The sequence below is a fragment of the Pantoea sp. B9002 genome (assembly GCF_013385945.1).
Classification (GTDB): domain Bacteria; phylum Pseudomonadota; class Gammaproteobacteria; order Enterobacterales; family Enterobacteriaceae; genus Pantoea.
Window position 1 is genome coordinate 1 of the sequence record NZ_JACAPA010000004.1, and the last position, 23,022, is coordinate 23,022.

A 23,022-nucleotide genomic window follows, 5' to 3' on the forward strand; every position below is an offset into this window, starting at 1 on the left:
ATTACAGCCAGCTCAGACCTCATCAATATAATGGTGGTTTGACGCCGAATGAATCAGAACGATTGTTCTGGAAAAACTCTAAAGCTGTGGCCAGTTTTTGTTGACCGCTACACACCGACATATATGCATTAATTGGCAAAGAAGCGCACAACTAATCGTTTTGGTTATATCGGAGAATGCGGTTTACTGTCAGCCTCAATCATTTGTGGAGAAGCTGACAATGAAACACCTCTTGCAGCAGTGGTTTAACCAACTGATCAATGGCGCGACTGGACCCGCAGAAGAGCGCGAATTCGATCTCAGTAATCATATCGACCTGCTGATTCCCATCAGCCAGCTGTACGGTGTTGAGTTCCATCCTTCGGTGTATCGCTACTATGAGAGATGAGTGCCTGCACCATGTGATCCGCTACAGCTACTGGAATGAGCTGTGCGCTGTTGAATAAAGAACCCGCTCTAGGCCAGCGGGTTTTTTTATGCCTGAAATTTGACCCTTCGTTCAAAAAAACTCATCAGATTTTCCCACTCTCTATCAATTGTCTTGATTCCGTAATTTTCTCGTAAAGAAATGTATTCCTAACTCGCGGCGTGCGTGTAAGATAGAAAAGTAAATGATAACCATTGGCGTTATCATTTAGGTGTCACGTCAGCTCAACCCCTTGCCGCCAGAAGGCTTCTGCGCCAGGCCATCCGCTGATGTGACGTGTGCGTCAATAATTACAAGAAACTCACTCCCTTAAAAAATGGATAAAAATCGCAACCTGCCGTTTGGCAGCTTCAATTCGTTGACCCTGTTCACCGGGCTTTGCATTGGTATTTCTCCTGCTGCCGCATTAGCTGCAGATAATTCCAACAAAAAATCTGATGATACCTTAGTGGTTGAAGCGCATACGCCATCGCTGTATGCCCCCAACGCATCTGCCGATCCGAAATTCAATCGTCCGCTGGTGGATACCACCCGCACCATGACGGTGATTCCGGATCAGGTGATTAAAGATCAAGGCGTGACCAATCTTACCGACGCGCTGAAAAACGTGCCGGGCGTGGGCGCGTTCTATGCGGGGGAAAACGGCAGTTCTTCAACCGGTGATGCGGTGTATATGCGCGGCATCGACACCTCCAACAGCATTTACGTTGATGGTATTCGCGATATTGGCAGCGTGACGCGCGATACCTTCAACACTCAGCAGGTTGAAGTGATTAAAGGGCCATCGGGCACCGATTACGGTCGCAGCGCGCCGTCGGGTTCGATCAATATGATCAGCAAACAACCGCGCCTCGATACCGGGCTCGACGCGTCAGTCAGCGTTGGCAGCGCGTGGATGCGTCGCGGTACGCTGGATTACAACCAGGCGATCAACGATAACGCCGCGTTCCGCCTCAATCTGATGGGCGAGAAAACTCACGATGCGGCGCGTGATAACGTGCAAAACGAGCGTTATGGCGTAGCGCCATCGCTGGCGTTGGGTCTGGATACTTCAACGCGCTTGTACCTCAACTATCTGCATGTGCATCAAAACAATACGCCCGATGGCGGCATTCCAACCATTGGCCTGCCGGGCTATTCGGCGCCAAATGCGGCGACGTCGGCACTGAATAATTCTGGCAAAGTCGCGACCAGTAATTATTACGGCACCGATTCTGACTTTGATAAATCGACCACCGACAGCGCCACCATTCGCTTCGAGCACGATATCAATGACAGCACCACCATCCGCAACACCACGCGTTGGTCACGCGTGAAGCAGGAATATCTGCTGACGGCGGTGATGGGCGGCGCCAGCAATATCACTACGCCAAACCCGAACGATGTGAATAGCTGGAGCTGGTCGCGCCTGGCCAACACCAAAGACACCAGCAACCGCATTCTCTCCAACCAGACCAACATCACCTCGAAGTTTTACACCGGTTCGGTTGGGCACGATGTCAGCGCGGGCGTGGAGTTTACGCGCGAAAATCAAACCAACTACGGCGTCAACGCGATCACGCCGCCTTCGGTCAATATCTACCATCCTATCAGCAGCATTTCGGTGGGTGGATTGGACAGGAATGGCGCCAATGCTAACGGACAAACCGATACCGCAGGCATTTACGCCTTTGATACGCTCGCGATTACCAAAAGTTTTGAGCTGAACGGCGGCATTCGTCTCGATAACTATCACACCGAGTATGACAGCGCGACCGCCTGTGGCGGCACCGGACGCGGTGCGTTGACGTGCCCAGCGGGCGTGCCACGCAATACGCCGGTTACCACCGTGGATACCGCGAAATCGGGTAATCTGGTCAACTGGAAAGCCGGTGCACTGTATCGTCTGACCGAGCAGGGCAATGTGTATGTTAACTATGCCATTTCTCAGCAACCGCCGGGCGGCAGCAGCTTTGCACTGGCCGCGGGCGGCACCGGTAACAGCGCCAACCGCACTGACTTTAAACCGCAGAAAGCCAAGTCCAGCGAAGTGGGCACCAAATGGCAGGTGCTGGATAAACGTCTGTTACTGAATGCAGCGCTGTTCCGTACCGATATTGAAAATGAAGTCACCGCTAACGACGACGGCACTTATTCGCAGGCCGGTAAAAAACGTGTGGAAGGTTATGAGCTCTCAGCCACTGGCAACATCACGCCAGATTGGGAAGTGATCGCCGGCTATACCATGCAGCATGCGTCAGTGACCGAAGGCGATAGCGTATCGCAGGATGGATCTTCTGCGCTGGCTTATACGCCTAAGCACGCCTTTACGTTGTGGACCAACTATCAGGCAACCGATGCGATTTCTGTCGGTGCCGGTGCGCGTTATGTGGGAAGTCTGCGTCGCGGCAGCGATGGTGCGGTTGGTACGCCGGATCACACCGAAGGTTATTGGGTGGCCGATGCCAAGTTGGGCTACAAGGTGAACAACAACCTCGATCTGCAGCTCAACGTGTACAACCTGTTCGATACCAACTATGTTGCCTCAATCAACAAGAGCGGTTATCGCTACCATCCGGGCGAACCACGTACTTTCCTGCTGACGGCAAACGTGCACTTCTAAGTTAACGTCGTGGGGCGTGCGCGCCCCACAATTTTTGAGAGAACAACGCGATGATGTATCACATTCCTGCTGTACTGACGCCGGAAGAGGTAGCGAGTTTTAGCACGCTGCTGCAACAGGCCGCATGGATCGACGGAAGGGCGACGGTCGGCAGCCAGGGCGCGACGGTGAAAAACAATCAGCAGATCGATACCCGCACGCCGCTGTACGATCAGCTGCAAACCGCGGTGATGCAGGCGCTGAACAACAACCCGCTGTTCTTTTCCGCTGCGTTGCCACGATCGATTTCCACGCCGCTGTTTAACCGTTATGAGCAGGGCGAAACCTACGGTTTTCATGTCGATGGCGCGGTGCGCCATAACGGCGCGGCGGGCTGGATGCGAACCGATCTCTCCGCCACGCTGTTTCTCAGCGAACCTGAAAGCTACGAAGGTGGCGAGTTGGTGATTGAAGACACGTATGGTCAGCACAAGGTGAAGCTGCCTGCGGGTCATCTGGTGCTGTATCCGTCGAGCAGCCTGCACTGCGTCACGCCGGTCACGCAGGGCGCACGCGTCGCGTCATTCCTGTGGATTCAATCGATGGTGCGCGACGATAAACAGCGCGCCATGCTGTTTGAGCTGGATCGCAACATCCAAAGCCTGAAAGCGCGTCACGGTGATAGCCCAGAGCTGTTGTCGCTGCTGAACATGTATCACAACCTGCTGCGCGGCTGGACGGAAGTGTAAAAGCAAAAAGCCCGCTTAGTTTCCTAAGCGGGCTTCTCTAAATATGGCTCCTCTGACTGGACTCGAACCAGTGACATACGGATTAACAGTCCGCCGTTCTACCGACTGAACTACAGAGGAATCGTTTGAACGAGGCGAATATTAATGGCGCCCCTTTCAGGTGTCAACAGCTTAAAACACATTTGTATTCAACTGGCTAGCATTAGTACAAAGCGATCGTGATTTAAGCAGGTTCTGCTGTCAGCATCGCCAGTCGCGCCAGTGGATCCTGACGATAAAACTGCTGCAGATGGCGATACATCACCGGGAAGCGGTTAGCCAGTAAATCCGGTGCGCTGAAGAAATACTCCGACAGCACCGCGAAACATTCTGCCGCATCGCTGGCAGCGTAAGGATCGATGGTCGCCGCCTGTTCGCCGACTAATTCGACCTCCGCTTCAATCTCCGCCATTGCCTGCAGCAGATCTTTCTCCCAGCTGGCGACATCGCGCAGCGCCATCACTGGAATGCCGCTGGTATAGCCGCTGCCGCGCGCATCGAGTTTATGCGCCACTTCGTGGATCACCAGGTTAAAGCCGGAGAGATCGAGCGAATCCTGAATATCCAGCGCATTCAGCACCACCGGACCTTGCGTCCAACTCTGTCCAGCGTGCACCGCCGGCGCGTGATGCACCAGGCCGTTGTCATCTTCCCAACGATCGTCGACGTTGAAAGGTTCGGGATAGATTAGCACTTCATGGAAGCCATCGAGCCATTCGAGGCCGAGCTTCAACACCGGTAAACAGAACAGCAGCGCCAGACGGGTCAGCAGCAGTTCGTCGAGTTGCAGGCCTTGCAGCGGCGAGATTTTTTTCTGCTGCAGGAAGCGTTGCGCCAGCGTAACCAGCGCGGTTTTTTCATCAGGATCGAGCAGTGAAAAGATCGGCTGCGCCAGCGCCTGTTGCCAGGGAAGCGCCAGCACTGAAGTCTCTATTTGCGCATGCCACGGCCATTTGAACATTGCGTCACTCACTCTTCAGACGAAAACAGTATCCTGGCGCGGCAAAGGAGAAATTACCAGCGCATAATCAAAGCCGGATATTCAACCAGTTAGTGGGGGATTTGTCTGTGATTGGCGTGGCAAAGCGGGAAAGTCATGATGAGGAAATAAAAAAGGTCGTCATGAATGACGACCCTACGTTTGCATGCTTCGCTGCGTTTATCTCTATCGTTCAACCCGCTGGAACGCGATCACCCAAACCCACGGGTTCACTTCCCAGCTGGTGGCGCCGTACTGTTTCTGCCACGCTTTGCGGTACGCTTCTTTTGGCGATTCAGAATTCATATTCATGGTGAAGAAGTTATTGAGGAAGTGCGAATCGGTCTGCACGCCTTCCGCCATTATGTCATCTTCACTGATGTCCTGAATCTTCTCGGCACGTACCGAGGTAATTTGCAGGTCGATGCGACTCGCCCAGCGCGGCATATGAATCGCGGTCTGCCAGCCAAACTGCTCGGCATTCTGCAAATTCTCATCCAGCTGTCCCAGCTCGTTGCTGTCAGCGCGGTATTGGCAATAAGCCGCATTGCGGAACGGCAGAGGATCGCGTTCGTAATCCGCCAGCATCGCTTCCGGCACAATTGGGCCGCGCCAGGTTTCACGTACCCACAAACCATCGCCCGCCTGACCAAATGGGCAGTGCGAACTGACATCGGTCATCGACATCAATTTATAGCCGTGCAGATGATTAGCGCTGACGTCAAATGCGTGTACGCCTTCATGATGATCCTGACCCGGACCAAAGGCTTGAGTTTTCATAATGCGCCGGGTCTGCGTTTGCTGGCCAACCAGCAGGGCGCGTACCCGCTGTTCGGAAAAAAGAATCGGCCGTTCTTTCATTGCATACCTCTTATTGTGTCACAAACCCGGAAACTGCGAAGAATCCCCCAACATCCGTAGATGTGAGAGCTAGCATAATGGGTTTGAATCAGTTTGCTTAATAATTTGTCGCCTTAGTATCAGGCTATTCTGGCAATTTTAGATTTAAAAAATGGTTCATAAGCAAAATGTGTGCTGAAAAGGACTTCGCAAGGGATCCGAAGCCAGAAATTTTCCAGATACAGTACGTTATAAAGGCCAGAATGGGAACCTTTTCAGATTATACCCTGTTGATCTGCCCGTCAGAAGCCGCATAAATCAGCACATATAACTGGAATTTACGCCCAAAGCGAAATTTGCTGATGACGCTAATATATTAATCCCGTTGAACAGAGTTATTTAACTAAAACGCGCTAAGGAAATACCGAAATCGTAATGGCTGCTGTGCAAGCAGCGTTAACAGCGCTATAACAAGATCGGGATCTCATTTTTACGCTTTGCACATCCTGGACGGATGTAAAAAAAGTGTCATGACCAGGCCGCTATGATGTCCGCAGGAACTTAGATAACAGCAATAACAGGAGAAGCACGATGTCACTTACTCACTGGCAACAACGCTACGAGAACTGGCTGCAGCTCAACTGGCTGCACGACGACAAAGCCCACGATATCGCGCACCTGCGCCGCGTCTGGATGAGTGCCAAGCGCATCATGCAGCACAGCGACGCCGATCCTATGGTCGTGATGACCGCCTGCTATTTTCACGATGTGGTCAACCTGCCGAAAAACCATCCCGAACGTCATTTAGCCTCTACTTATGCCGCGGAAGAGACGCGCCGCATACTGCAGCAGGATTTTCCTGACTTCCCGTTCGAACTGCTGGATGCCGTCGCGCACGCGGTGCAGGCTCACAGCTTTAGTGCGCGTATCGCGCCGCAAACGCTGGAAGCGAAAATCGTGCAGGACGCCGATCGTCTCGAATCATTAGGCGCTATCGGCTTGGCGCGCGTTTTCTACACGGCGGGTGCGTTAGGTCGTCCGCTGTTTGATAGCGAAGATCCGTTAGGAAAGGATCGCGAACTGGATGACGTGAAGTGGACGTTGGATCACTTCCAGAAAAAGCTGCTGGGCTTACCGCAAACCATGCAAACCGAAGCTGGACGCCTGCTGGCGGAACATAACGCCGATTTCCTCGTGCACTATATGGGCAAACTTTGCGCCGAGCTGCAGGGCAATCTGACCTCTATCGATGAATCGGTGTTAAGGGATTTCAGCCCTATACACTCGTAATATTAAATTTTTATGACAGTCTGTTAACTTTCACCTGCTTCCGCTACGTTGTTGTAAATCAAAAGGGAGTATGAAAATGACCGAGACCGTTAACTTAACCATTAAAATTGACCCGGCACTGAAAGAGCACATCAAACAGTTAGCCGCAGATAACCAAATCTCTATGAGTCAGGAGATCGTTAATCGCCTGCAGGCCAGTTTAGATGCGGGTACGCAACCGGCCATTGATAGTCTGGACACGCAAGAAGCAGTGGAAGATCAGCTCTCTACCGCGGAGTTAAAGCAGATTCGTGCGCTGCTGAAGAAAAGTAAGAAGAAGAAATAAGCAGAAAACCCGTCAAGGACGGGTTTTTTTATGCCTGCAGATTAAATACGGAACTGCTGCGCGCGCTGCGCCAGGCGGTCAGATAACTCGCGCAATTGCACGGCCGATTGCACCTGATGGGCGTTCAGCGCTTCGTTTTGCTGCAGCTGTCCGCTCATCTCCACCACTTCCAGCGCAATCTTTTTCACCCGATGACTCTGCGCGGCACTGTTTTGCTGCAGCTCGTTCAGCTGCGTCACCACGCCAGACACCGCGCCGCTGATCTGCGCGAACAGCACTTCCAGCGCTTTCACCTTATCGAAGCCATCATGCACGTGCTGCTGCGTATGCTGAATCAATCCGTCGATCTGGCGCGTCGAGGCACCGCTTTGCTGCGAGAGCAAGCCCATCTCTTTGGCGACCACCGAGAAGCTGCGGCCGTAAGCGCCCGCATGTGCCGACTCAATCGCAGCGTTCAGCGATAACAAGCGCGTCTGCATCGACAAGTCATCCAGCATGCCTACAATGCCAGCAATATCATCGGATGCGGTGACAATTTGCTGCATCTGGGTTTCCATCTTATCGACTTCCAGCGCGCAGTTACGCATTAACGCATCGGCAGATTGCGCTTCCTGCGTCGCCTGCTGCGAGAACTGGGCACCGATCTCCACCTCTTCAGAGACGCGATCTAAGCGCTGCGACAGATGATGGAAGCTGGCATTTTGCTTCTGGTGTTGCTGCATCACTTTCTCATTATGCTGCTGCATATCTTCTGCGCCGGCGGCCACGCTGACCGCCACCGTTTTGATGTCGCGCACAATCTGCTGCAAGCCGCGCCGCATAGTCTCAATCGACTGGAACAGCTGACGCGTTTCCAGCGACTGACGACGCGGAGGGTTTTGCGCATCGACCAGATCACCGGTGGCGATCTGTTCCAGCTGCGCGTTCGCGCGACGCAGCGGCAACAACACGCCGCGCATTAGCAGGCTGGACGCCAGCACTAACAGCGCCATCAGCACCGCGCTGACAATCAGCGACATATTGCGGCTCTGCTTCAACGTGCTGAGCGTGTTCTGGTTCACGCTGCTGAGCTGATGATTGGCCTGCTCGATTTCACTGAACCAGGCATCATTAAACTGCTGCTGAAACGCCTGCATCGGTACCATAAAAAAGGCGTTGATGTCGTTGGCCGCTAATCCTTTCAGCTGCTCCTGCAAGCCTTCCGCCAGCATGGCAAAACCTTGCGCCAGCGGGCTATCCGCATTGGCGTGGTAGGCGGCGAACTGCTGCTGCGCCTGCTTTAACGAGTCATCCGCCGCCGCAGCCAGACTTTTCCAGCTATCCACCGAGCCACTTTGTTGATCCTGCATCAGATAAATACCGGCGCGATGGCTGTTATCACTGGCGGTGAGCAGTTCGATGCGCGCTTTATCCAGCAGAGCCAGACGTTCGCGCAGTTGATTCGCCTGCTGCAACGAGGTTTGCGTCTGGTTAACGTGGGTATTCAGCAGCAGCACGCCGGCAAACTGCAGCAAGCAGAACAGCACAATGAACAGCAAAAACTGGCTACGCAAACTGGTGAGCCACAGCGGAATACGCAGGGAGAACCGCGCGCGCAGCCGCAGCGGCAGGGAGATAACAGACAGGAGTGACATCACACGCCTCCAAAAAATAAAACAGGAGTATTGGCAGCACGCGTGACAGTTTGGTGACAGCGGGCGCGATTAGGCGGAAAACAGCATAAAGCGCGGCCCTAAATAAAATTGTGGTCCTGAATCGCTACGCCTTTTGCGCGGCGTACTGTTCAATCAGCGGCAATAACAGTTGCGCCACCGCAGCAAATACCGGCACCACCACCGAGTTGCCGAACTGCTTGTAGGCTTGCGTATCGGACACCGGAATGCGCAGCCTGGCTTCTCCCGGCGCTTCAAAACCCATCAGGCGGGCACATTCTCGCGGGGTTAAACGACGCGGACGGCGCGCCATATTTCCGGCTTGCTGGAAATCCGCTTCGCCTTGCGCATGATCCCAGCCGCGATCGATGAGGATTTCCGAACCATCTTTGTAATAGCGCGCCGATAAAGTGCGCACACAAATGTTCAGATTACGCGGATCGTTAAGGCCAAAGCCGAAGCCATTGCCTTTGGCTTTATGCTTTTTCGCGTATTGATACAGATAGTTCCACAGCGTTGGCGACAGCGTGTATTTCGCTTCCGGCTCGGGTTCCAGCAGGCTGTGAAGCGACGGCACTTTTTGTGGATAGAGCGCGGGCAGGGCGCGCAACGTAAAGCCATTGCTGAGCCCGCTATCACGGCGAATGCCCACCAGTACAATGCGCTCACGATGCTGCGGCAGGAAATGGCGCGCATCGATAATTTTCGCATCCGGCAAACCGCTGTCGTTGGCATCGGCCACGTCATAGCCGAGTTCATCCAGCGTGGCCATAATGATGGCAAAGGTGCGGCCTTTGTCATGGCTCTTGAGGTTTTTCACGTTCTCCAGCACGAAGAACGGCGGCTTCTTGGCGGCGAGAATGCGCGCGACATCGAAGAACAGCGTGCCTTGCGCTTCGCACTCAAAACCGTGCGCGCGGCCTAGCGCATTCTTCTTGCTCACGCCCGCCAGCGAGAACGGCTGACAAGGAAAACCGGCCAGCAGCACCTGATGATCGGGAATGGTGCGATCGATATGCTGATAAATTTCCTGCTCATCGCTGATGCCAGCAGGCTGCGTTACCAGACGAATATCACTGTTGAAGTGGTGCAACTGCGGATCGCTATACAGATTGGCTTTATAAGTGCGCACCGCTTCTTTATTCCATTCGCTGGTGAAAACGCACTGGCCGCCAATCTGCTCGAAGCCACGGCGAATGCCGCCGATACCGGCAAACAGATCGACAAACTGGAATTTGGCGTCGTCATAATGCGCCGGACGCTGCGGCAGCAAGGCCTGCAGGCTGGCCACTTCGCGGCTGGAGAGCGCCGGCGCGGAGCTTTTGCCGGCGCGAATGCGGTTCAAACGTGGCACGCTCCAGTCGCGGCCACCGGCTTCGGTTAAGGTGATAACCACATCACGTGCGGCATAGATATCGAGCACCTGCAGTAACAGCGACGTCGCGTCATCCTGATTGGCGGTTAACGGGGAGGGCGAGACGGGGTCGATAGCGAGCATGCGTTTTTCCTTAACAGTGAAGCGGCTATGCTAACACTCATCACGCAACGAGGAAATTGGCGTGCGGTGTGCTTTCGCTTTTGGCCTAAACCGCTAAAGTTGAAGAAGCGCTAATACAAGGAGACGCCATGGCAGACGTTCACTCGCAAGCCATTCGCAGCAAAAACATGCGCGCCATTCGCAATCAGGATACCGCGATTGAACAGCGTATTGCGTTGATTCTTAAGGATCGCGGCTTCACCTATCGCGTGCAGGACAAAGCGCTACCGGGCCGCCCGGATTTTGTTCTGCCCGCCGAGAAAGCGATTATCTTTGTTCACGGCTGCTTCTGGCATCGTCATCACTGCTACTTATTTAAGATGCCGGCCACGCGCACCGAATTCTGGAGTGGCAAAATTAACAGTAACGTTGAGCGCGACCGGCGTTACGTCGAGCAACTGCGCGAAGGAGGTTGGAAAGTACTGATTGTTTGGGAGTGCGCGCTGCGCGGCAAACTGCAGCTGGAGGACAGCGCGCTGATTGAACGTTTAGAAGAGTGGCTGCTGGCTGCAACCGACAGCAGCGAAATCGACCATCAGGGCTTGCATCACTATCGCGTTGAATAGTGCGAGATTGTTGCTTTTAGCCGCCATAACAGTTTAGATCTCCCTTTTCTCTGGGACGCGGAATTGAGCCATGAGCAGCATCAAACTTACCGTTAAGCGCCTGTATCAACTCCGCGATGAGCGGATGGTGACAACCCAAGCCACGGCGCGCATTTATCTTGGCGACCGGCTGGTGGCCACCGAAGAGATCAGCGGCATGACGGAAAGTCCGGTGAGCAAGTATTTGCACGCCGGGGATCTGACGGGGCCGTTACGCGTCGAATGGGACTGTGCGGGCATCGCCGATATGTCAGTGACGGCAATTGAGCGTTGTCCCTGTTGTCAGGATCACGAACCGGAATAATAAGGAATACCACTTTGGCAGGAACCAGTTTACTCACGCTTCTGGATGATATTGCAACACTGCTCGACGATATCTCGGTCATGGGCAAAGTTGCGGCAAAGAAGACCGCAGGCGTATTGGGTGACGATCTGTCGCTGAATGCGCAACAGGTTAGCGGTGTCAAAGCCAACCGTGAATTGCCCGTTGTATGGAGCGTTGCAAAAGGCTCCTTTCTCAATAAATTAATTCTGGTGCCGCTGGCGTTATTGATCTCGGCGTTTGCGCCCTGGTTGATTACGCCGCTGCTGATGATTGGCGGTGCCTATCTCTGCTACGAAGGTGTGGAGAAAGTGCTGCATAGCCTCAATCACGATAAGGCCGAGCAGAGTCCGGAGGCGCGTCAGCAGCGTCTCGACAAACTGGCGCAGCAGGATCCGCGCGCGTTTGAGAAGGACAAAGTGAAAGGCGCGGTGCGCACCGACTTTATCCTCTCGGCGGAGATTGTCGCCATCACGCTGGGCATCGTCTCAGAGGCGCCGCTGTTGAATCAGGTGCTGATTCTGGCGGGCGTGGCGATTGTGGTGACCATCGGCGTTTACGGCATCGTGGCGATGATTGTGAAGATTGACGATCTCGGCTTCTGGCTGAAGGACAAATCCTCAACCGTGGCGCAGGCGATTGGTGGCGTGCTGTTGGCGCTGGCGCCGTGGCTGATGAAAGCGCTGACGCTGATCGGTACCATCGCGATGTTTTTGGTCGGCGGCGGCATTGTGGTGCACGGCATTACGCCGTTACATCACGCCATCACCGAATACAGCGCCGGATTTAACGGTTTGGTCTCGGCACTGCTGAGCAACGGCGCCAATCTGGTGATCGGCTTTATCATTGGGTCGATCGTGCTGTTGGGCGTAAATCTGATTGCTAAGCTGCGCGGCTAGCAGTTATAAAGCGCTGTAAATTTCTAATCACGGTCAGGAGAACGATGATGAACGACGATATGTTTGAATTTGATATCGATGCACAGCTGGAACAGGCTGAAGCCAAAGCGGCAGAAAAAGCCAACGAAGTCCCGGCAGATATCAGCGACGAAGCGGATTGCGAAGGCTGCAAAATCTAATTTTCCTGTCCAGGAAGTGCTATCAAAGCCGACAATAAAACTTGTCGGCTTTTTTTATTTACAGAGTTTTTAACTGCTTATTCTGATTTAGTAGAAGTAATAGATTTATCGTATAGGAAAAAATCGGTCACAGCTGCTATACCTAAATTCGGTCATTTAACGATGAAAGAGGGAGGTGCGGTATGATCTTTGCAATCAGTGACGAAGTTCAGCACAAACAGGGCGGACCCACCATGGTGGTCACCGACTATGCCAGCGGAATGGTAGAGTGTCGTTGGTATGATGGTTACAGCGTGCGACGTAAGGCGTTCCGCAGTGACGAACTCAGTCACTTATCGAGCGCGCAACAGCTGGCCAGTTAAACACATTCGGGACGATGCCAGTCGTCCCGAATGTGGTTCAACCCTGCATTAAACCTTGCCGTCGTTATCCTCTTCTACCGCCTGATAAATACGCTGTAGAATATCCGGGAAAGCGGATTGCACGCGGCTCCAGCTGGGAATAAAGGGTTTCTCATTCGGACGTTCAATAAAGGCTTGTCCGGCATCGAGAATCGCTTGAGTGAACATCTCCACCGCCGCTTCTTCGATATGCTGATCAAACTTGAGGCCGTTCATGGTGGCTTCATGGTTGTAGATCTCCATCATATCCAGCGCATTGCGATAGTAAGTGGCTTTCAACACGCGGAACGAATCGCTGGTGAGCGGCACGCCCATGGTCGCCAGTTTACGCAGCAGCGACTGTACGATGTCATTACTCATGCGCTTCAGACCACCGGTGCCATCATCTTCCGCCAGCGGCTGATGTTTGTGGTCGTAGTTATCGGCGATCTCAACCTGGCAGGTTTGACGCGTGGTGTAGTTACGATAAATCTCCGACAGCACGCCAATCTCTAATCCCCAATCGCCAGGAATCTTGATGCCGTTGAGCACATGCGTGCGCATGGCAAACTCGCCAGAGAGCGGATAGCGGAAGCTGGTGAGGTAATCGAGATATTCCGAATGACCGTAGACTTTCTGCAAGGAGCGCAGCAGCGGACCGACAAGCAAACGCCCGACGCGGCCATTCAATTTGCCATCGGCGACGCGCGCGTAAAAGCCTTTGCAGAACTCATACTGAAACGACGGATTGGCCAGCGGATAGAGCAAACGCGCCAGCATGCCGCGCTCATAGGTGACGATATCGCAGTCGTGCAGCGCCACGCATTGGGTGCGATCCGAAGCCAGCGTGTAGCCGGTACAGAACCATACGTTGCGCCCTTTACCGGGTTGGCTCGGCGACAAACCCTCTTTATCCAGTTCGGCGTCCAGCGCTTTCAGGCGCGGCCCATCATTCCACAAAATGCGATGGCGCTGCGGCAGACGAGAGAAGAACTCACGCGCAAACAGAAACTGGTCACGGTCGGCGCGGTCGAGGCCAATCACAATCTCATCCAGATAGGGCACCTTCGCCAGTTCGTTAACAATATTATCCAGCGCCGGGCCTTCCAGTTCCGAAAACAGCGACGGCAAAATTAGCCCCATTTTGCGTTTGCGTGAGAAGCGCACCATCTCTTTTTCCAGCGATTCGACGCTGCGGTGGGTGAGATTATGGAAATTAGTAATGACACCATTCTGGTAAAAATCACTCATCGTCTCATCCTTCTGGTTAAAGGCCGTTACTCGTTCGGCGCAAGAAAATAGTCCAGACCTTCACGCCAGCCCTGCGGACCGACGTGCGCGGTGTGGTAAACGTTCTCGGTATCGGTGCGTTGCAGCTCGACCGGCGTTTTACTGAAGCCTTTTATTACCACGGCATAATCAACGCGCTCCAGCATCGGCACATCGTTGGGACCATCGCCCAGGCCGAGTGTGGTGCGCGATTTTCCTTCCTGCGCGGCAAGGTGCTGCTGAATGTCCGCCAGCGCGATACCTTTGCCGGTGCCGGCGGGCATCACATGCCAGAAACGCCCGCCCTGGGTTAACGCCAGATTGTGTTCGGCCAGCGCCGCGCGGAATTCCGCTAAACGCTGTTCATCATCACGCCACAGCACCACTTCCGACGCTTCGCGCAGGCGGCTTTGGCTGGCTTCAGCGAGGGTTAATCCGGTAAAGCGTGCCACTTCGGCATCGCTAAATTCATGAAAACCGTTGAAGCGGAACCGTGCCTGCATCGCGTGCAGCGTCTGGCACAGCGCGTGATAGCTGGCGCTGGTTTCGGTCGGCGGCGTCTGTTCACCGCCCAGCACCACGCGCGCACCGTTTTCAGCAATAAAAGGTGCGCCGACAATGCCCAGCTTCTTTTGCAGCGGAATGATCTCGGCCGCCGTTTTGCTGGAACAAATCACCAGCGGGATCTGATGTTGTTTCAGACGCGCCAGCCATTCACTGGCCGCATCCCAGTTGTAGTCATGATGATCCAGCAATGAGCCATCAAGATCGGTAATGATCATCAGGGAAGAGTTAAGACTCAGCATCATCACACTCCTTACGCCAGTGGCATCCGTAAAGCGAAGAGTAATCAGTATAATAGCGCAATCGCGATCACACTTTTTCCCGCCACCCGGCCAGCGATATCCAGGATAATTCTTAAATGGCAGACGTGACGGGATGCGCGATGCACATTTCGTGCACAGCTGAAACCAGCAGTGACGCGGTGCCTACGGCGATTCGCATGAATGGTTATACAAAATTGTTCGATTTACATGCAGGGATAAGACTTGTCTTAAGCATGCTAAGGCGTAATCTGACCTTGTGTTAAGAATTCCCTGGTGTAACGAATTTACTGATTTACTTTACCCGGCCATCCCGCCGGGTATTTTTTTGAAATCGATTTCAGCGGTTCACTTCGCTGCTGGCGAAGTCGCGAATGTCGAGTTCAAAGGCTTCCGCTAACTCGGTGTAAGAGTCGTAGGCTGCGCCGTTTACCTTGACGCGATGCTCGGCTTCCATAAACTCTTTGACCTCGCCCGACGTTCTCTTCTGAATCGCTTCCAGCAACGCATCAACATCGACATTCACTTCGTGCTGAACATTCTCGCTGTACTCTTTTGCAGTGGTCATGGCGGCCTCCCGGAGGCAATCGGATCTTTACCAGTATAGACGGTGGTGAAAAGAGGGCGCGGAGGGCAAATGGCAGGCAAAAAAAAGCCCGCGCTGCGCGGGCAAAAATCCTTGTTACTTTTAGGTTGACTGCGCCTTTGGGGTTGGTGCAGTACCGAGAAGTGTACGAGCAGCCCGCGTCAAAAGTCTCTCTGCGAAACGTTAAGAAAGCGAAAAAGCGCATCTTGACAGAGTTTTACCTGCCTTTAAGTGCACAGTGCGTAACAGCGACTATGCTTAGCGATTGATTGTTAAGTGATATCAGGGAGTGAATATGGACTTTTTACGTATTGTCATCGCTATTTTGGTTCCACCGCTGGGCGTATTCTTGCAGGTCGGTTTTGCTGGGGCTTTCTGGCTCAACATCTTACTGACGCTGTGCGGCTACATTCCGGGCATCATACATGCGGTGTGGGTTATCGCCCGACGCTGATCGCGATCAGGCAGTGTTGATTATCTTCCGTTAAACTGTGTCGCAGGACAATTTGTGGAGAGTAATCAATGAAGGTGAACGATCGCGTTACGGTTAAAACCGACGGCGGCCCGCGCCGTGTGGGTACGGTGCTGGCAGTGGAAGCATTCAATGAAGGCATCATGTATCTGGTGGCGTTAGAAGATTACCCGCTGGGGATTTGGTTCTTTAATGAAAGCGATCATGCGGAAGGGGTTTTTGTGGAGCCGTATGAAGGGGCTTGATGCCAGGTGCGCATAAATGCGCACCCTACAACGTAGGGTCGCCATTCATGGCGACCTCTGCAAATTCAACGCTTAAAACGTCTCCCAGTTATCATTCCCCGACGTCGCTAATGCAGGACGCGGCGCCAGATTTGGCGTACGCAACGCCGACTGCGCCGCTTTAGCCACTTGCGCCACCGGCGCGTCATTCAGTCGGAACACCGCCACCGCCTGCGTCAATCTGCCGGCCTGATCTTCCAGCGAAGCTGCTGCCGAAGAGGCTTCCTCAACCAGCGAGGCGTTCTGCTGCGTCACGTTATCCATCTCGGTCACCGCCAGGCTCACCTGCTGAATACCACGGCTCTGCTCATCCGACGCGGCGGCAATCTCCGCCATAATGTCCGTTACGCGCCGCACCGCTTCAACAATCTCGCCCATGGTATTACCGGCTTCACCGACCTGGCGTGAACCGTTGGTGATCAAACCCACCGATTCAGCAATCAGCGTTTCAATCTCTTTCGCCGCCTGCGCGCTGCGTTGCGCCAGGTTACGCACTTCGCTGGCCACCACAGCAAAGCCACGGCCTTGCTCACCGGCACGCGCCGCTTCAACCGCGGCATTCAGCGCCAGAATATTGGTCTGGAAGGCAATGCTGTTGATGACGTTAGTGATCTCGGCAATCTTCTTCGAGCTGCCAGAAATGTTGTTCATGGTTTGCACCACGCCGCTCACCAGATCGCCACCGCTGCGCGCTTTGCCAGAAGCATCGGCGGCCAGTTGGCTGGCGTGGTGGGCGTTCTCGGCGTTCTGTTTCACCGTGGCGGTGAGCTGCTCCATGCTGGCGGCGGTTTGCTCCAGCGCTGAGGCCTGCTCTTCAGTACGCGATGAAAGATCGGTGTTACCGGCGGAAATCTCGCTGGAACCCTGATAAATCGCCACCGCGCCTTCACGCACCGTACCAACGGTACGCACCAGCGACGCCTGCATCAGCTGCAGGTTATGCAGCAAGCTACCAATCTCGCTGCGGCCATAGGCTTGTTCCGGCGCGGTGAGGTCGCCCTGCGCGATACGCTCGATGCGATCGACAGACTGACGCAGCGGGGTAATCACCACGCGACGCAGGAACACGAAGGTCAGCAGCACCAGCAGCAATGCGGCAGCAAACGCCACCGCCATGGCAATAAAGCCAATGCGTGATTGATGCGCGGCTTCGGCATTAATCGCTTCGGCGCGGTCGGTACGGATTTTAATCGCCTTCAGCAGCACGGCGTTATAGGCATCATCCAGTTTGCGCGTGACGTCAGTTTCCTGCGCCACAATGCCTTCGAAGCTGCCCTGTTTAGCCGATTCGATCATCGGCTTCAGACCTTTATCGATATAGGCATTGAAGCTGGCGGTCAGCGGTTCATCGAGGGCAATATCCGCCGGCGTTTTCGCCTTGCGATCCATATAGAGTTTAAAACCTTCGCGCGCTTGTTTAATACGCGTCTCGGTGCGCGCTAAATCGGCACGATAACCATCCATCTCGCCAATACGCGCGGCGGCACCGGATTGCAGCACATTGAGGCGCGCAGTACGCAGATGGTTAGAACTGTTGGAAATGCCCATACGAATTTGAATTTCTTCGGTGGCATCATTAAGGGAGTTATTACTCTGAATCAAAAAGTAGCTGGCGAGTCCAATGCACAGGGCAAAAAGCAGCAGAATGCCACCAAAGATCATACTGAACAAAGGCATCAGGCGCAGGTTCTGCCAGATGCTGAGCTTATATTGCTCATCAATCGATGCTGTTTTCATATCCTTGCTCTCATGTAGGTAGGTGTTATGAGAATAAGCATCGGCAGGCAGCGAGAAAGGATTAGGCAGGAAAGTGGGATCAAACTCTCAAAACGTGAAAAGGCCAATCCGCGGATTGGCCTTTATATTCACTGAGGGAAATTATCGCACGTTAACATAAATCCCAGAGGTGACATTATCAGTCAAACGGACAACATGATAAATAACCTGCTTATTATGGGTTTTAATTTTACGTTTAATATTACCTTTATGTGACGATACGGTTTTGGCTTTAATTTGCATATTTTCAGATATCTGAATGGTGTCATGACCTGACATCCACATTTTCAGCATATTTGATTCAGTCTGACTTAATGTCAGTGGATGCACGTCGAGCCCAGCAGAAATACGCGGCGAAGCGTTGAGTTTCTTTTGCAGGTAGGTTCCTAATAAGGAATCCAACGTCGAAGTTTTTATCGATTTTGATGTAATAATCAGGTTCTTACGAACGTAGAGGTATTCCTCAAAATGGATATTCGAGATCGCCATGAAAATAAAGAATAAGGTGTCAGGATGCTGCATGATAATAGCACGAATACGATCGCTGGAATCAGATTCGTGAATAAAGCACTCTTCGTTGATAAACACAACGCCCGGCTTAATTTGCTCACATCTTTGTTGCAATTGGTCGATATCCGAGACAGGAGTAATATTTTTCTTTTTAACTCCTTTCGCAGACATATAGTCAGACAAACCCAGGCGTGTGTAATTACATGAATCCATAATAATCGTTGGCATTATAGCGACCCTCACCAATTTGTTATCCGTTTAAATCAACGATGAATACGCGTTTGCGGTACGAGAGAAATTTCCAAAGACACTTTTTTATTCTGCTCGGCAGATTGGCGATAGTTGTCCATGCGCCATCATGACTCTTCCCTGAACCGTGCTGCGAAGTTATTTTTTATAGTACATCCACGTCACTCTCATCTCAGCCATAGTGGGAATGGCTAAGGATTTGCATTAAGTGTTTAATTCGCTCTGTTTTGAGAGCCCTGTCACTATCGCGCAGATCACAGACAAATCTGATAGGACAAATCTTAAAAACATTTGTGTAGCGAAAGTATGACGCTTCAGCGAGCGTTGACAATGCCGGAAAAAAGGGATTTAGACAAGAAAAATCGCTTTGAAATTTTTTTTGTTTAAAAACAGCCCTTTGAGCATTTCATCAACCAATTCAGAAGGTTTAGCCCCTTAGGAATCGTCTGACTAAAATACGCGAAGCGCGGTTTAATAAGAATAATTTTCACCTAAAATGCGCACTTATCAGAATTTCCTCAGTTGATTTCTGGAAAATATGGTTCGAAAAATGCACAGACTGATTTTGAATGCTTAACTATTACTTAAGGACGCCTACAGAATAGTTAATCAACGGGCGCGGGAAAGTTCTGACACAAACTGGGCGAGTAAATCAAAGACTTCGCTAAACAGATGTTCGCAGAAGGGAGCAAGCAGCGGCATCATCAACCCTACGCTGAGGATGCCCACCGTTAAGGTAATCGGGAAGCCAACCGCGAAAATCGATAGCTGTGGTGAAACACGGTTTAACAAACCTAGTGCCATGTTTAGCGTGAGTAGCAGAACTATTAAGGGCAGCGCTAACATCATGCCATTAAGGAAAATTAATCCGGCGGATTTCACCAACGCCATAAAGGCATTGGCGTTGAGCGGCTGATCGCTGATCGGCAAGGTGTGAAAACTGTCCACCAATAGCGAAATCAGCCACAGATGTCCGTTGAAGGTAAGAAACAGCAGCATGGCCAGCATATCGAGAAAACGTGCCAGCACCGGCATGTTCAGGCGGCTGCCTGGATCAAAGAAGGTGGCGAAGGACAAACCCATCTGCAAACCAATCACTTCACCCGCCATGCGCACCGCCGCAAAGGCGAACTGCATGGTCAGGCCGATGCTCACGCCAATCAGCAACTGTTGCAGCAGCAACCAAAATCCCGCGGGCGTAAAAAGGGTCGCCTCCACCGGCGGCAGCACCGGCAGGATGATCCAGGTGGTCAATACCGCGAGGCCAATCTTGACGCGTTTGGGAATCGATTTTTCGCTCAGCACCGGCGCGCTGGCAAACAGCGCCAGCAAACGCACCATCGGCCAGAAGAATTGTGCGACCCAATGGATCAGCTGGCTGCTGTCGAGGTTAATCATTAGCCAATGATGTACGGCAGATTGCTAAACAGCGTGCGAATGTAATCCAGCATCAGATTAAGCATCCACGGACCAGCAATTACCGCCGTAGCGGCGACGGCCAGAATCTTGGGAATAAAGGAGAGCGTTTGTTCGTTAATCTGGGTCGCGGCTTGCAGCACGCTGATGATCAACCCGCTGATCAACGCCACCAGCAACATCGGCGCGGCCATCAGCAGGGCGACGCGCATTGCTTCCTGGCCCATAACCATCACTGATTCAGGTGTCATGCTGCACTCCTCGAGAAAGAAAGGTGAGGGCGAACGCCACTCAAGAGTAGAAACTTTGCGCCAGTGAACCCACCAGCAGCTGCCAGCCATCCACCAAGACGAACAGCATCAGCTTGAACGGCAGGGAAATGGTAGCCGGCGGCACCATCATCATCCCCAGCGCCATCAGTACGCTGGCGACTACCAGATCGATGATCAGGAACGGGATGAACACGGTAAAACCAATCTGGAAGGCGGTTTTCAGTTCGCTGGTGACATACGCCGGCAGCAGAATACGCATCGGAACCGCTTCCGGACCCTGAATCGGTGCGGTGTTAGCCAGTCGGGCAAACAGCGCTAAATCGGCCTCGCGCGTTTGACGCAGCATAAATTCACGCAGCGGCTGAGCACCTTTATCAATCGCGTCGGCCATGCTGATTTTGTCCTGGCTGAACGGCAGATAGGCGTCGGAGTAAATCTTGTCGAAGGTCGGCGCCATAATAAAGAAGGTGAGAAACAGCGCCAGGCCGAGCAGCACCTGGTTTGGCGGCGCCGACGGCGTGCCGAGGGCGTTACGCAGCAAACCAAACACAATAATGATGCGCGTGAAGCTGGTCATCATCAGCAGCACGGCCGGAATAAAGGTCAGCGAAGTGATGAACACCAGCGTCTGCACCGGCAGCGACCAGCTCTGGCCACCGTTCGCCAGCGGCTGGCTGATTAAACCTGGCAGCTGCGCATGGGCAACCGGTGCCAGCAACAGCAGCGGCAGAAGAGGAAGTAATCGACGCATCATTGTGGTTTTCCGGGACGTTTAACCAGGTTCTGGAACAGCTGACGAAAATCCTGTGGGGCAGCGCTGTGATTCGCCAGTTCTTCCGGCGGCAACGGCGGTAACGAGTGCAGATGGGTGATCTGCTGGGCGGTAACGCCCAACACCAGGCGCGCATCAGCGGTATCAACAATCACCACACGCTCACGCTGACCAACCTGTACCGTCGCGCTGACTTTCAGCGCCTGGCCGGTTACCGTTTTCGGTGCAAAACCGAGGCGTTTAGCCAGCCAGCCGCAGCCGAGAATCAGCAGAACAATCACCGCCAGCACGCTGCTGACCTGGCCAATCACCGAACCGGTCGAGACGACCGGCTGGCTTGGTACCGGTTGTTCCGCTTGCGTGTGCTTTAACATGCTTAACGGCTCAGGCGACGCATACGTTCAGACGGGGTAATGATGTCGGTGATGCGCACGCCATATTTGTCGTTCACCACCACAACTTCACCCTGCGCGATCAGATAACCGTTGATCAGAATATCCAGCGGTTCACCGGCCAGACCATCCAGCGCCACTACCGAACCCTGCGTCAGACGCAGCAGCTCTTTGATGGTCATCTTGGTGCGACCCAGTTCCACGGTCAGTTTGACCGGGATATCCATAATCAGATCGATATCCTGCAGCGAACCGCTGATGCCAGGATTCTCCAGCGATTTGAACACATTTTCAGTTGGATCTGGCGCGCTGGTGGTGGTTTGTTCGTTCATAGCTGCAGCCCACAGATCGTCCGCGGAGATGTCGTCGTCGGACGGTTTCTTGCTGTCACTCATCGGGCTGTTCCTCGTTCAGCGAATTCAAAATCGGGTTAATCAAATGTTCTACACGCAGGGCGTACTGGCCATTGATGGTGCCGTATTGGCTGGTCAGCACCGGCACGCCATCGACGTGAGCAATGATGCGGTCCGGCTTCTCAATGGGCAGGACGTCACCGGGTTTCAGCTGCAAAATACGTGACAGGCGCAGCGATGTTTCGGCGAAGTGGGCAATCAGCTCCAGCTCCGAGTGCTGCACCTGTTTCACCAGATTGTCGCGCCAGTGATTATCTTCCCGGCGTGAGTTTTCCAGTGGTGGATTGACCAGCAGCTCGCGCAGCGGCTCAATCATTGAAAACGGAATACAGATATTGAATTCACCGACCAGGTTACCAATCTCCACCTGGAACGGCGTGTTCACCACGATGTCGTTCGGTGACGTAGTGATGTTGGTGAACTTCACCTGCATCTCGGAACGCACATACTCGACTTCCAGCGGATAAATCGCTTTCCATGCGTCGCTGTAGCCATCCAGCGCCAGCTTCAGCATGCGACGAATCACGCGCTGTTCGGTATGGGTAAATTCACGTCCTTCAACTTTGGTCGGGAAACGACCGTCGCCGCCAAACAGGTTATCGACAGCAATAAAGACCAGGCTCGGTGAAAACACCACCAGCGCCGTGCCGCGCAGCGGCTTCAGGTGGATCAGGTTCAGGTTGGTTGGCACCGGCAGGTTGCGGGCGAACTCGTGGTACGGCTGAATCTTGATCGCACCCACACTAATATCTGGGCTACGGCGCAGCAGGTTAAACAGCGCCATACGGAAATGACGGGCAAAGCGCTCGTTGATGATCTCCAGCGCCTGCAGACGCTCACGGACTACGCGGCGCTGAGTATTGGGATCATAGGGACGGATATCGCCATCGGTCCCTTTGGAACTGTTCTCTACTTCCGCACTGTCACTGTCGCCATTAAGCAGCGCGTCAATCTCAGCCTGGGAGAGAATGCTATCGCCCATT

At 53.4% G+C, this 23,022-nt stretch carries 27 protein-coding genes and 1 tRNA gene; 12 read left to right on the plus strand and 16 right to left on the minus strand.

The genetic code is table 11. The annotated features are described in order from the left end of the window. Positions 1–220 precede the first annotated feature (220 nt). The 3 genes from HX773_RS02820 (at position 221) to ybiX (ending at position 3,757) form a co-directional block, all read left to right on the plus strand. Positions 221–388 (plus strand): hypothetical protein, encoded by a 168-nt coding sequence (locus HX773_RS02820; protein ID WP_176970344.1) that lies wholly within the window; start codon positions 221–223, stop codon positions 386–388. Positions 389–743: 355 nt separating this feature from the next. Beyond that, entirely contained in the window at positions 744–3,029 is a 2,286-nt protein-coding gene (locus HX773_RS02825) for a catecholate siderophore receptor Fiu (protein WP_176970345.1), read from the plus strand. Between the two features lie 50 nt (positions 3,030–3,079). Continuing rightward, positions 3,080–3,757 (plus strand): PKHD-type hydroxylase YbiX, encoded by a 678-nt coding sequence (ybiX, locus tag HX773_RS02830; protein ID WP_176970346.1) that lies wholly within the window; start codon positions 3,080–3,082, stop codon positions 3,755–3,757. 44 nt (positions 3,758–3,801) lie between these two features. Here the strand turns inward: ybiX and HX773_RS02835 are convergent. The 3 genes from HX773_RS02835 to HX773_RS02845 form a co-directional block, all read right to left on the minus strand. Further along, a tRNA-Asn gene (locus tag HX773_RS02835) sits at positions 3,802–3,877 on the minus strand. Between the two features lie 103 nt (positions 3,878–3,980). Beyond that, positions 3,981–4,757, minus strand: coding sequence for a DgsA anti-repressor MtfA (mtfA, locus tag HX773_RS02840; protein ID WP_176970347.1), 777 nt, complete (start codon positions 4,755–4,757; stop codon positions 3,981–3,983). Between the two features lie 204 nt (positions 4,758–4,961). Beyond that, positions 4,962–5,636, minus strand: coding sequence for a hypothetical protein (locus HX773_RS02845; protein ID WP_176970348.1), 675 nt, complete (start codon positions 5,634–5,636; stop codon positions 4,962–4,964). 570 nt (positions 5,637–6,206) lie between these two features. On the opposite strand from HX773_RS02845, the gene HX773_RS02850 reads away from it, so the two are divergent. Both HX773_RS02850 and HX773_RS02855 read left to right on the plus strand, forming a co-directional pair. Continuing rightward, positions 6,207–6,905 carry a phosphohydrolase gene (locus tag HX773_RS02850; protein ID WP_101763939.1) on the plus strand — a complete coding sequence of 233 codons (699 nt, stop codon included), beginning with the start codon at positions 6,207–6,209 and terminating at the stop codon, positions 6,903–6,905. Positions 6,906–6,981: 76 nt separating this feature from the next. Next, positions 6,982–7,230, plus strand: coding sequence for a hypothetical protein (locus HX773_RS02855; protein ID WP_176970349.1), 249 nt, complete (start codon positions 6,982–6,984; stop codon positions 7,228–7,230). Between the two features lie 41 nt (positions 7,231–7,271). On the opposite strand, the gene HX773_RS02860 is transcribed toward HX773_RS02855, so the two are convergent. Beyond that, the gene (locus tag HX773_RS02860; RefSeq protein WP_176970350.1) at positions 7,272–8,864 is read right to left on the minus strand and encodes a methyl-accepting chemotaxis protein; all 1,593 of its coding nucleotides are present in this window, start codon (positions 8,862–8,864) and stop codon (positions 7,272–7,274) included. 124 nt (positions 8,865–8,988) lie between these two features. Then, positions 8,989–10,380 (minus strand): DNA (cytosine-5-)-methyltransferase, encoded by a 1,392-nt coding sequence (dcm, locus tag HX773_RS02865; protein ID WP_176970351.1) that lies wholly within the window; start codon positions 10,378–10,380, stop codon positions 8,989–8,991. A gap of 128 nt (positions 10,381–10,508) precedes the next feature. Here dcm and HX773_RS02870 point away from each other — a divergent pair, with 128 nt between their 5' ends. The 5 genes from HX773_RS02870 to HX773_RS02885 all read left to right on the plus strand — a co-directional run bounded on the left by HX773_RS02870 (position 10,509) and on the right by HX773_RS02885 (position 12,786). Next, the gene (locus tag HX773_RS02870) at positions 10,509–10,985 is read left to right on the plus strand and encodes a very short patch repair endonuclease (protein ID WP_008105435.1); all 477 of its coding nucleotides are present in this window, start codon (positions 10,509–10,511) and stop codon (positions 10,983–10,985) included. Positions 10,986–11,055: 70 nt separating this feature from the next. Next, on the plus strand, positions 11,056–11,328 hold the full coding sequence (locus tag HX773_RS02875) for a hypothetical protein (protein WP_008105433.1): 273 nt from the start codon (positions 11,056–11,058) through the stop codon (positions 11,326–11,328). 14 nt (positions 11,329–11,342) lie between these two features. Next, a complete protein-coding gene (locus HX773_RS02880; RefSeq protein ID WP_176970352.1) occupies positions 11,343–12,245 on the plus strand; it encodes a DUF808 domain-containing protein in 903 nt (300 codons plus the stop codon). A 44-nt stretch (positions 12,246–12,289) separates the two neighbouring features. After that, positions 12,290–12,424 (plus strand): hypothetical protein, encoded by a 135-nt coding sequence (locus HX773_RS25875; RefSeq protein ID WP_255253243.1) that lies wholly within the window; start codon positions 12,290–12,292, stop codon positions 12,422–12,424. 182 nt (positions 12,425–12,606) lie between these two features. Next, entirely contained in the window at positions 12,607–12,786 is a 180-nt protein-coding gene (locus HX773_RS02885; protein WP_176970353.1) for a YodC family protein, read from the plus strand. A gap of 48 nt (positions 12,787–12,834) precedes the next feature. Here HX773_RS02885 and HX773_RS02890 read toward each other — a convergent pair whose 3' ends face one another. From HX773_RS02890 to yodD, 3 genes are all read right to left on the minus strand, one after another. Continuing rightward, positions 12,835–14,055: a glycosyl transferase gene (locus HX773_RS02890; protein ID WP_008105424.1), complete on the minus strand. Its 1,221-nt coding sequence runs from the start codon at positions 14,053–14,055 to the stop codon at positions 12,835–12,837. Between the two features lie 26 nt (positions 14,056–14,081). Next, positions 14,082–14,879 carry a mannosyl-3-phosphoglycerate phosphatase-related protein gene (locus tag HX773_RS02895; RefSeq protein ID WP_176970394.1) on the minus strand — a complete coding sequence of 266 codons (798 nt, stop codon included), beginning with the start codon at positions 14,877–14,879 and terminating at the stop codon, positions 14,082–14,084. A gap of 358 nt (positions 14,880–15,237) precedes the next feature. Further along, the gene (gene yodD, locus HX773_RS02900) at positions 15,238–15,465 is read right to left on the minus strand and encodes a YodD family peroxide/acid resistance protein (protein WP_176970354.1); all 228 of its coding nucleotides are present in this window, start codon (positions 15,463–15,465) and stop codon (positions 15,238–15,240) included. A gap of 313 nt (positions 15,466–15,778) precedes the next feature. On the opposite strand from yodD, the gene HX773_RS02905 reads away from it, so the two are divergent. Together HX773_RS02905 and dsrB are read left to right on the plus strand one after the other, a co-directional pair. Then, the gene (locus HX773_RS02905; protein ID WP_176970355.1) at positions 15,779–15,937 is read left to right on the plus strand and encodes a YqaE/Pmp3 family membrane protein; all 159 of its coding nucleotides are present in this window, start codon (positions 15,779–15,781) and stop codon (positions 15,935–15,937) included. Positions 15,938–16,005: 68 nt separating this feature from the next. After that, a complete protein-coding gene (gene dsrB / locus HX773_RS02910; protein WP_176970356.1) occupies positions 16,006–16,200 on the plus strand; it encodes a protein DsrB in 195 nt (64 codons plus the stop codon). Positions 16,201–16,272: 72 nt separating this feature from the next. Here the strand turns inward: dsrB and HX773_RS02915 are convergent, their stop codons facing one another. The 8 genes from HX773_RS02915 to fliM form a co-directional block, all read right to left on the minus strand. After that, entirely contained in the window at positions 16,273–17,976 is a 1,704-nt protein-coding gene (locus HX773_RS02915) for a methyl-accepting chemotaxis protein (protein ID WP_061717612.1), read from the minus strand. A 141-nt stretch (positions 17,977–18,117) separates the two neighbouring features. Then, entirely contained in the window at positions 18,118–18,753 is a 636-nt protein-coding gene (gene rcsA / locus HX773_RS02920; protein ID WP_008105413.1) for a transcriptional regulator RcsA, read from the minus strand. A gap of 630 nt (positions 18,754–19,383) precedes the next feature. After that, a complete protein-coding gene (fliR, locus tag HX773_RS02925) occupies positions 19,384–20,172 on the minus strand; it encodes a flagellar biosynthetic protein FliR (protein ID WP_101763949.1) in 789 nt (262 codons plus the stop codon). Beyond that, the gene (gene fliQ / locus HX773_RS02930) at positions 20,172–20,441 is read right to left on the minus strand and encodes a flagellar biosynthesis protein FliQ (RefSeq protein ID WP_008105408.1); all 270 of its coding nucleotides are present in this window, start codon (positions 20,439–20,441) and stop codon (positions 20,172–20,174) included. The genes fliR and fliQ overlap by 1 nt, the downstream gene beginning before the upstream one ends. A 40-nt stretch (positions 20,442–20,481) precedes the next feature. After that, entirely contained in the window at positions 20,482–21,213 is a 732-nt protein-coding gene (gene fliP, locus HX773_RS02935; protein WP_061723562.1) for a flagellar type III secretion system pore protein FliP, read from the minus strand. Next, positions 21,213–21,608 (minus strand): flagellar biosynthetic protein FliO, encoded by a 396-nt coding sequence (gene fliO / locus HX773_RS02940; RefSeq protein ID WP_176970357.1) that lies wholly within the window; start codon positions 21,606–21,608, stop codon positions 21,213–21,215. Before fliO ends, fliP begins: the two co-directional genes overlap by 1 nt. 2 nt (positions 21,609–21,610) lie before the next feature. Further along, on the minus strand, positions 21,611–22,021 hold the full coding sequence (gene fliN, locus HX773_RS02945; RefSeq protein WP_008105402.1) for a flagellar motor switch protein FliN: 411 nt from the start codon (positions 22,019–22,021) through the stop codon (positions 21,611–21,613). Further along, positions 22,014–23,021 carry a flagellar motor switch protein FliM gene (gene fliM / locus HX773_RS02950; protein ID WP_008105401.1) on the minus strand — a complete coding sequence of 336 codons (1,008 nt, stop codon included), beginning with the start codon at positions 23,019–23,021 and terminating at the stop codon, positions 22,014–22,016. The genes fliN and fliM overlap by 8 nt, the downstream gene beginning before the upstream one ends. Between the last annotated feature and the right edge of the window lies 1 nt (position 23,022).

Excerpts from the sequence above, each read along its gene's own strand:
- HX773_RS02820 (WP_176970344.1), top strand. The coding sequence starts at position 221 with ATGAAACACCTCTTGCAGCAGTGGTTTAACCAACTGATCAATGGCGCG.
- HX773_RS02825 (WP_176970345.1), top strand. The coding sequence starts at position 744 with ATGGATAAAAATCGCAACCTGCCGTTTGGCAGCTTCAATTCGTTGACC.
- ybiX (WP_176970346.1), top strand. The coding sequence starts at position 3,080 with ATGATGTATCACATTCCTGCTGTACTGACGCCGGAAGAGGTAGCGAGT.
- mtfA (WP_176970347.1), bottom strand. The coding sequence starts at position 4,757 with ATGTTCAAATGGCCGTGGCATGCGCAAATAGAGACTTCAGTGCTGGCG.
- HX773_RS02845 (WP_176970348.1), bottom strand. The coding sequence starts at position 5,636 with ATGAAAGAACGGCCGATTCTTTTTTCCGAACAGCGGGTACGCGCCCTG.
- HX773_RS02850 (WP_101763939.1), top strand. The coding sequence starts at position 6,207 with ATGTCACTTACTCACTGGCAACAACGCTACGAGAACTGGCTGCAGCTC.
- HX773_RS02855 (WP_176970349.1), top strand. The coding sequence starts at position 6,982 with ATGACCGAGACCGTTAACTTAACCATTAAAATTGACCCGGCACTGAAA.
- HX773_RS02860 (WP_176970350.1), bottom strand. The coding sequence starts at position 8,864 with ATGTCACTCCTGTCTGTTATCTCCCTGCCGCTGCGGCTGCGCGCGCGG.
- dcm (WP_176970351.1), bottom strand. The coding sequence starts at position 10,380 with ATGCTCGCTATCGACCCCGTCTCGCCCTCCCCGTTAACCGCCAATCAG.
- HX773_RS02870 (WP_008105435.1), top strand. The coding sequence starts at position 10,509 with ATGGCAGACGTTCACTCGCAAGCCATTCGCAGCAAAAACATGCGCGCC.
- HX773_RS02875 (WP_008105433.1), top strand. The coding sequence starts at position 11,056 with ATGAGCAGCATCAAACTTACCGTTAAGCGCCTGTATCAACTCCGCGAT.
- HX773_RS25875 (WP_255253243.1), top strand. The coding sequence starts at position 12,290 with ATGATGAACGACGATATGTTTGAATTTGATATCGATGCACAGCTGGAA.
- HX773_RS02885 (WP_176970353.1), top strand. The coding sequence starts at position 12,607 with ATGATCTTTGCAATCAGTGACGAAGTTCAGCACAAACAGGGCGGACCC.
- HX773_RS02890 (WP_008105424.1), bottom strand. The coding sequence starts at position 14,055 with ATGAGTGATTTTTACCAGAATGGTGTCATTACTAATTTCCATAATCTC.
- HX773_RS02895 (WP_176970394.1), bottom strand. The coding sequence starts at position 14,879 with ATGCTGAGTCTTAACTCTTCCCTGATGATCATTACCGATCTTGATGGC.
- yodD (WP_176970354.1), bottom strand. The coding sequence starts at position 15,465 with ATGACCACTGCAAAAGAGTACAGCGAGAATGTTCAGCACGAAGTGAAT.
- HX773_RS02905 (WP_176970355.1), top strand. The coding sequence starts at position 15,779 with ATGGACTTTTTACGTATTGTCATCGCTATTTTGGTTCCACCGCTGGGC.
- dsrB (WP_176970356.1), top strand. The coding sequence starts at position 16,006 with ATGAAGGTGAACGATCGCGTTACGGTTAAAACCGACGGCGGCCCGCGC.
- HX773_RS02915 (WP_061717612.1), bottom strand. The coding sequence starts at position 17,976 with ATGAAAACAGCATCGATTGATGAGCAATATAAGCTCAGCATCTGGCAG.
- rcsA (WP_008105413.1), bottom strand. The coding sequence starts at position 18,753 with ATGCCAACGATTATTATGGATTCATGTAATTACACACGCCTGGGTTTG.
- fliR (WP_101763949.1), bottom strand. The coding sequence starts at position 20,172 with ATGATTAACCTCGACAGCAGCCAGCTGATCCATTGGGTCGCACAATTC.
- fliQ (WP_008105408.1), bottom strand. The coding sequence starts at position 20,441 with ATGACACCTGAATCAGTGATGGTTATGGGCCAGGAAGCAATGCGCGTC.
- fliP (WP_061723562.1), bottom strand. The coding sequence starts at position 21,213 with ATGCGTCGATTACTTCCTCTTCTGCCGCTGCTGTTGCTGGCACCGGTT.
- fliO (WP_176970357.1), bottom strand. The coding sequence starts at position 21,608 with ATGTTAAAGCACACGCAAGCGGAACAACCGGTACCAAGCCAGCCGGTC.
- fliN (WP_008105402.1), bottom strand. The coding sequence starts at position 22,021 with ATGAGTGACAGCAAGAAACCGTCCGACGACGACATCTCCGCGGACGAT.
- fliM (WP_008105401.1), bottom strand. The coding sequence starts at position 23,021 with ATGGGCGATAGCATTCTCTCCCAGGCTGAGATTGACGCGCTGCTTAAT.